This window comes from Paenibacillus sp. N119s (assembly GCF_059447605.1).
The window spans coordinates 1-6686 of sequence record NZ_JCAJRU010000258.1 but is presented as its reverse complement, the minus strand read 5'-3'; the positions used below and the strand labels follow the sequence as shown (position 1 = coordinate 6686).

The following is a 6686-nucleotide window of genomic DNA, read 5'->3' as shown; positions in this document are numbered from 1 at the left end:
AGATTTGGCTACGTGCTGGCAGAATGGAAGTTGCGCTCATGCTGAACTCATCAAGTCCCAGACCCAGCAGCAACGGAATTGCTGTTGCGTCTCCTGCCATTTCACCGCACATACCAACCCAACGTCCTTCACGGTGAGCGGCATCAATAACCATTTTCACCAGACGCAGAATGGATGGATTGTATGGTTGATATAGGTAAGATACTCGTTCGTTCATTCGATCCGCTGCCATTGTGTATTGAATCAGATCGTTAGTACCGATACTGAAGAAATCCACTTCTTTTGCGAATTGGTCAGCCAATACTGCAGTAGAAGGAATTTCAACCATGATGCCCAACTGAATTTCTTCAGATACGGCTACACCCTCGGCTACCAACTTTTCTTTTTCTTCCAACAAAACAGCTTTCGCTTCACGGAATTCGTTCAGCGTAGCAATCATTGGGAACATAATGCGCAGGTTACCATGCACGCTTGCACGCAACAAAGCACGCAATTGAGTGCGGAAAATATCCTGGCGATCCAGACACAGACGAATCGCACGGAATCCGAGGAACGGGTTCATTTCTTTTGGCAGATCCAGATAAGGAAGTTCTTTGTCGCCACCGATGTCCAAAGTACGGACTACAACTGGCTTACCTTCCATTTTTTCCAGAACGGTTTTGTAAGCAGTGTACTGTACTTCTTCGGATGGGAGCTTGTCGCGTCCCATGTACAAGAACTCCGTACGGTACAAGCCGACGCCTTCACCACCGTTGTCCAGAACACCAGCTACATCGTTAGGCGTACCAATATTGGCTGCCAGTTCGACATGAACACCATCAACGGAAACCGTAGCTTCGCCACGCAGCTTGCGCCACTCTTCGCGTTGCTTGTCATAGGCTACCTGTTTAGCGCGGTATTCCGCAACAATTTCTTCGGTAGGATTCACGAATACATGACCATCCAGACCATCGACGATAATCAAATCTCCGCTTTTCGCTTGAGACAATATATTTTTTGTTCCTACAACAGCAGGAATTTCTAATGAACGAGCCATAATAGCCGAGTGCGAAGTGCGTCCGCCGATGTTTGTTGCGAAGCCTTTAACAAATTCACGGTTCAGCTGAGCTGTATCGGAAGGTGTCAAATCTTCTGCAAGTACAATTGTTTCTTCGGCAATTTCTGCAGGGCTGACAAAATGAACACCAAGCAGATGATTGAGCACCCGTTTGGTTACATCACGCATGTCCGATGCGCGTTCTTGCAAATACGCACTTTTCATGTTTTCAAACATGGAAATAAACTGTGTAGCTACTTCATCCAAAGCATAGTCAGCATTGAGCTGCTCGTCTCTGATTTTAGCTTTAACCGGATCGATCAATTCAGGATCGTTCAGGATCAGCAGGTGAGATGCAAAAATTTCTGCCTTCTTCTCACCTAGCTCCCGAAGTGTTTTCTCCTTAATCGATTCCAATTCGGTTTGAGATTCAGCCAAAGCCGCGTCCAATCTTGCGATTTCAGCTTCAACATCACCAACCGCGCGTCTCTCTACAGCGTAATTCGGATGCTCCAAGATAAACGCCCGGGCAATGGCTATGCCTGCCGAAGCGGCAATCCCGGAAATTTTAAGCATGAACTTCGCCCAGCCCTTCGTTAACGATTACATTTTCAAGAGCTTTCAATGCTTCAGCAGCTTCAGCGCCTTCGCAGATAATGTTAATAGTATCACCTTGTTCCAGACCCAGAGACAATACACCCAGAATGGATTTCAAAGTTACTTTTTTACCGTTAGCTTCAGCGAAAGATTCAGCACCGCTGAATTTGTTAGCTGTATTTACCAGCGCAGTTGCAGGACGTGCATGGATACCGTCTTCATCCGTGATTCTAAAAGTTGTTTGCATAATTTGTTCCTCCCACTTTCCTAAAGATAATATTTGTTTACACGCAGTATACCGGACAGATGACCAGGCGGCCTAAGCCGCCTCATCAACTAAACCGAAACACATAGAGTTTATTTTATCGTAATTATACCATCTTCGCCAGCCTTCAATACTCCAGTTTTGTTTAAAGTTACCGAAGAACCTTCTGGCAGGTTGGTGAAAATGACAGGTGAAATGATGGATTTAGCGTTGGCCTTTACATATTCCAGGTCTACTTTCATGATAGGCTGACCGGCTGACACAAGATCGCCTTCGTTCACCAAAACGTCAAATCCTTGGCCTTTAAGCTTCACTGTATTTACCCCGATATGAACAAGCACTTCTTTACCACCATCGGATTGAATACCCACCGCATGCTTGCTTGGGAATACATTGAATACTTTACCATAGACAGGGGAAACAATGGTTCCATCATTTGGCACTACCGCAAAGCCGTCACCTGTCATGCGTTCTGCAAAGACCGGATCGGGAACGGTCGAGATGTCAACCAATTCACCGTTAACTGGCATTACGATATCTTCTACAACAATCGTTTGCTTTTGTTCTCCGGCTTCCTTTTCCTCCTGTGGAGCTGGCTCTGAAGGAGCAGGTGCAGGTGTACGTCCTGCCATGATATCAGCCATTTGAGTTTTAATCGTATCGGAACGAGTACCGAAGATCGCCTGTACATTGTTACCCACTTCAAGGACACCCGATGCGCCCAGTTGTTTCAGACGAGCTTTGTCAACGTTTGATTTCTCATTAACTTCGATCCGAAGACGTGTAATACATGCATCCAGATGCTTGATATTCGATGAACCACCGAAGGCAGCCAAAATGTTATGTGGAAGCTCATCACTGCTACCGCTTGCTGCACCATCCACATTTTCTGTAGCTTCTTCACGTCCTGGTGTTTTCAAGTTGAACTTCCGTATGATGAATCGGAAACCGAAGTAGTAAATAACCGCCAAAATCAGACCGACGATAATTACATACCACCATGGCGTACGGGTTGGAATAATCCCGAAAATCAGGAAGTCAATAAATCCACCAGAGAACGTCATACCGATTTTAACATTCAAAATTTGCATCGTCATAAATGACAAACCTGCAAATACACAGTGTACTGCGAACAGCAATGGAGCTACGAACAGGAAGGAAAACTCCAGTGGCTCCGTTATACCTGTCAGGAACGAAGTCAATGCAGCTGAACCCATGATACCTGCTACATATTTTTTGTGTTCCGGTCTTGCTTCATGATACATCGCAAGTGCTGCTGCTGGTAATCCGAACATCATGAATGGGAACTTACCTACTTGGAACGTACTTGCTGTCAGTGCTACGCCGTCGCGAAGCTGACTAAAGAAGATCTGCTGGTCACCGTGAACGGTTTGACCTGCTTTGTTAACATATTCACCAAACTCAAACCAGAATGGTGAGTACCAGATGTGGTGCAGACCAAACGGAATCAGCGCACGTTCGATAACACCGAACAGGAACGCCGACAAGGTCGGGTTGGAGTATACCATAAAGTGAGATACTGCATTAAGTCCTTGCTGAACTGGAGGCCAGATCAGGACCAGTGCCAATCCGACAATCAGTGAAGATACTGCCGTTGCAATTGGAACAAAGCGCTTACCCGCGAAAAAGCCCAGGTACGAGGGAAGCTCGATTTTGAAAAAGCGATTGTACATAGCAGCGGCCAGTATACCAATGATGATCCCGCCGAACACCCCGGTTTGAAGTGTAGGAATACCCAACACGTTCGCATAACCTGGTATTTTTTGAGCAATCAGACCAGGTGTAACACCCACGGCTGTACCCAAGGTAATGTTCATAACGAGGTAACCGATGATCGCAGCCAAACCTGCTACACCCTCGCCACCCGCCAAACCGACGGCTACGCCGACTGCAAACAGCAGTGCCAAATTATCAAAAACAATTTGTCCGGCATTCATCATGATCGTCGCTACCGATTGAACCCAGCCCGCATTTAATGCCGGTATGTACTGGAGAAAATCAGGATTGACCAGCATGTTGCCGATACCCAATAAAAGCCCCGCAGCTGGCAAGATAGCTACAGGAAGCATTAATGCTTTACCGACACGCTGTAAAACGCCGAAAAGCTTTTTAAACATACCTTCCACATCCTTCTCTGAAATTTAGAAGAGAGGTAAAACAACAAAAAAGGCATAAGCCGATTTAAGTATGTTTGAACACAACCTTGGGATATAGCTTACCCCAGTAGGCTGTAAACAATCATAACTTAAAGCAACTCATGCCTGATCGAATCAGTAACACGTTAAATGTTTAGTTGTTGTCTTCCTCATTGCAGAATTGATTATAGCACCACGCTAAATGCGAGGCAATACTTTTTTATTCGGGTTTTATCACGGTTTGTTATCTCCTTGCTCCTTGCGCTGGGACAAACGCTGCAGATGCATCGTCAAATAGCTAACTTCAGCTGGATACACTGGTTTTCGCAGCCTCTTCTCCATAATCTTCGTAAGTTTCCAAGCTAGCATATACATTTCTGGGTATTCTTCGTTCAAAAGCTTGTCCAATCGGTAAATCTCCTGCACAATCTCTCCTCGACGTACACGTTCAATCGCAAATCTCAGATGAGTCAACAGACGAGAATAATCAAGGGATTGGAGAGGAATTCGGTAATCCAGCGTCGTCTCGACGACCTGAACCATGTCAGCAATCAGACGAGAATCTTTCCTAACCTCGGAGATATGCTGGTTTGTCATCGCGCTATAAATATGCAGAGCTACGAATCCGATTTCATCTTCTCCCAGATCCACGCCCATCTTATCCTTGATTAAAGCAACAGCTTGCTCAGCCATCTTGTATTCCTGGGGATATATTTCCCTAGTTTCATACAAGAATGGATTATGAATCGTAATCCCCTGTTTATGACGATTAATGGAAAACGCAATATGGTCGGTTAAAGCAATCAATATGTGCTCATTAAGAGGCTTTTTGGCTTGAAGCTGAACAAGATGAAGCACCTCACCGATGACCTCAATGAGCTTTTCATCCAGCTCAGGAAGCAATCGTTTGTATTGCTCCTGCTCTTCATGGCTTTTTAATATAAATAATTTTTCAACTGAATCCAACGGCATTAGATCGCCGGGTTTGCGATTGAAACCGATTCCTTTTCCAATCACGACAACCTCATCATGCTCGGGATGCATCCCTATAATCACATTGTTATTCAGCGCTTTGGCCACTTTTAGGCTGCTCACATCCGCACCTCTTTTATCAGAACCTTGATCCTAAGAATTATAGCATGAAGCTCAGAGGAATCCACGTTAAAGTACCAAATATTCCGCTAAAGGTCAATAAAAAGAAAACGCTTTTCATCACATTTTCCAGGAAATGCTGTGATGAAAAGCGGTCTTTTGGGTTCTGAAAGTTTTACTTCCCAAAGGCTTATCGTTATTCTTTATCCGTTAGTGCTACCTCAACCGGGGTTGGATGGTGCAGCTTGTTTGCATCATCGGAGGAGGGTACGGGATGAATGCTTTTTTTTCCAGTGGTTAGTCCCTTGATCAACTGCTCTACATCGATACCCGATACACTTTTAAGCATCTCGGGAGCCGTTGCCATCAGTTCTGTGACATAATTGCTGACACGCGTTGCTCCTTCCCCTTTACCTGTATCCACAACAGTCAGTTTATCAATGGATGCTATCGGTTCGGCAATGCGTCCAGCCAAATCCGGCAGCATTTTCACGATAATATCGAGCACAGCGGCCTCTCCAAACTTCTGGAAAGCCTCTGCCAATTTTTCCTTGGCCTCGGCTTCCGCGAGACCACGCAAACGGATGACGTCCGCATCTGCCGTACCCTTGGCCCGTTCTGCATCCGCTTCTGCTTGCCCGTTCAGACGTTTTTGTTCAGCTGACGCTTTAGCCTGTGTTTCAATCGAGTATTGCAGCGATTCCGCCTCACGCATTTTACGCGCTTTGTCGGCTTCCGCCGCTTGTTCTACCGCATATCGATCCGCTTCCGCCTTCTTCTTCACTTCCGCATCATATTGCTTTTCACGTACCTGTATTTCCTTGGCTTGAATATCAATCTCCCGTTCCTTACGTACCAACTCGACCTTCATCTGTTCCTCGACAGCAGTCTGCTTGGCACGGGCCTCCTGAATGTGATAAGCCTGATCGGCTTCCGCCCTGGCTGTATCCTGTTCTTTCTTAAACGAAGCCACTTTCAGGTCCTTCTCCTTGGCTGCCTCGGCGATATTCGTATCCCGCAGCAGTTCGGCCTTCTGACCTTCCTGTTCTGCCTGCGCCTTCTGAATTCGGGCATCCCGCACAGCCTCGGCTTCTGCAATCTCTGCATCCCGTTTCACAGCAGCAATTCTCGGCTTACCGAGCGCATCCAGATATCCATGTTTATCACGTACATCTTTGATGGTGAAAGAGACGATCTGCAAACCCATCTTTTTCAGATCGCGAGCAGCTACGCCTTGCACTTCCTGCGCAAACCGATCCCGATTACGGTATACTTCCTCCACTGTCATGGAGCCGAGGATTGCCCGCAAATGTCCCTCCAGCACTTCCTGAGCCTCTCCTCTAAGAGCTTCCAGCGGCTTTCCGATGAACTGTTCGGCTGCTGTGGCTACATCCTCGATGGAACTTCCGACCTTGATAATTGCCACACCATCCGCGATGACGGGCACTCCCTGCTCTGTATATACTTCCGGTGTGGTTACGTCCAATTTGTGAGATAACAGAGAAATAAATTCGGACTGCTGGAAAATGGGCCAGATGAA

5 protein-coding genes are annotated in these 6686 nt (G+C 46.4%); all 5 read right to left on the bottom strand.

What is annotated here, in order from left to right:
• Positions 1 to 1612: phosphoenolpyruvate--protein phosphotransferase (gene ptsP, locus AC5V8P_RS21985; RefSeq protein ID WP_495473863.1), on the bottom strand; the 1612-nt coding region annotated here is incomplete at its 3' end.
• Entirely contained in the window at positions 1605 to 1880 is a 276-nt protein-coding gene (locus tag AC5V8P_RS21980; protein WP_013372579.1) for an HPr family phosphocarrier protein, read from the bottom strand. The genes ptsP and AC5V8P_RS21980, both read right to left, overlap by 8 nt.
• Positions 1881 to 1990: 110 nt before the next feature.
• A complete protein-coding gene (gene ptsG / locus AC5V8P_RS21975) occupies positions 1991 to 4036 on the bottom strand; it encodes a glucose-specific PTS transporter subunit IIBC (protein ID WP_025676128.1) in 2046 nt (681 codons plus the stop codon).
• Positions 4037 to 4288: 252 nt separating this feature from the next.
• Positions 4289 to 5149 (bottom strand): glucose PTS transporter transcription antiterminator GlcT, encoded by an 861-nt coding sequence (gene glcT / locus AC5V8P_RS21970; protein ID WP_063212055.1) that lies wholly within the window; start codon positions 5147 to 5149, stop codon positions 4289 to 4291.
• A 193-nt stretch (positions 5150 to 5342) separates the two neighbouring features.
• A partial coding sequence (gene floT / locus AC5V8P_RS21965; protein WP_495473862.1) for a flotillin lipid rafts scaffold protein FloT occupies positions 5343 to 6686 on the bottom strand: 1344 nt, incomplete at its 5' end.